Here is a 917-nt window from a genome sequence, read left to right as displayed (position 1 = left end):
TTGACAAACCAAGGAAGGTTGAGTGGTCAATGACCGAGGAAGATGATCAAGGACGACCATACACCGTGCACATTAGAACGGATGCTATTGACTTGCGTGAAAGTGTTTTTGATTTTCCCGGACAAAACGTGATTACAAGAGATAATGTTGTAATTAAGATTAATGCACTATTGTTTTATCAAGTTACAGATCCCGTCAAGGCCGTTTATGAAATTAGAAATTTACCGGTGGCGATTGAGCAGCTTACACAGACAAGCCTAAGAAATTTGGTTGGCGAACTGGATTTGGATGGCACTCTTACGTCTCGGGAGACAATTAACAGCAGGTTAACTACTATTCTGGATGATGCTACGGATAAATGGGGCGTCAAAGTCAACAGGGTTGAATTGAAGGACATTATACCTCCGCCTGAAATTCAGGCTGCAATGGAAAAGCAAATGCGGGCTGAAAGGGAACGAAGGGCCACCATCCTTGAAGCTGAAGGAAGTAAAAAGTCACGTATTTTAGAAGCAGAGGGTATCCGCGAAGCGGAAATCCTTGAAGCGGAAGGACATAAACAAGCCCAGATATTGAAAGCCGAAGGTGAGTCTAGCGCTATTAACCAAGTCACTGAGGCAATAAAGAAAAGTGGTGCAGATCCAAGCAAGTATCTTATTGCGGTAAGATATATTGAGGCTTACGAGAACATGGTTACAGCCGACACAGGCAACAAAATTATTTACTTGCCATACGAGGCTACTGGCATCCTGAGCTCAATTGGCGGTATCAGCGAAATGCTAAAGTGAGCTTGCTAAAATTGAATTGATTTTCATCAGAAATCTCGTGGGCCACCTCACAGCCGCACCCAGAGCCGGTAATCGCCGCTGTAGCGCAGCTGATGGCCGAAGTGCGCCGGCCGGTGCTTGAGCAGCTGGAGC

Annotated in this window: 1 protein-coding gene; it reads left to right on the top strand. The window is 45.6% G+C overall.

Annotation, left to right across the window (positions count from 1 at the left end; translation table 11 throughout):
• Nucleotides 1–785 (top strand): paraslipin (locus QGG57_06870; GenBank protein MDP7007885.1); only part of this gene is annotated, 785 nt, incomplete at its 5' end.
• Between the last annotated feature and the right edge of the window lie 132 nt (nt 786–917).

The organism is Candidatus Poseidoniia archaeon (assembly GCA_030748895.1).
Taxonomy (GTDB): Archaea; Thermoplasmatota; Poseidoniia; order MGIII; family CG-Epi1; genus UBA8886.
Note: the sequence above shows the minus strand (reverse complement) of the source record. Positions and strands in the feature narration are given on the sequence as shown.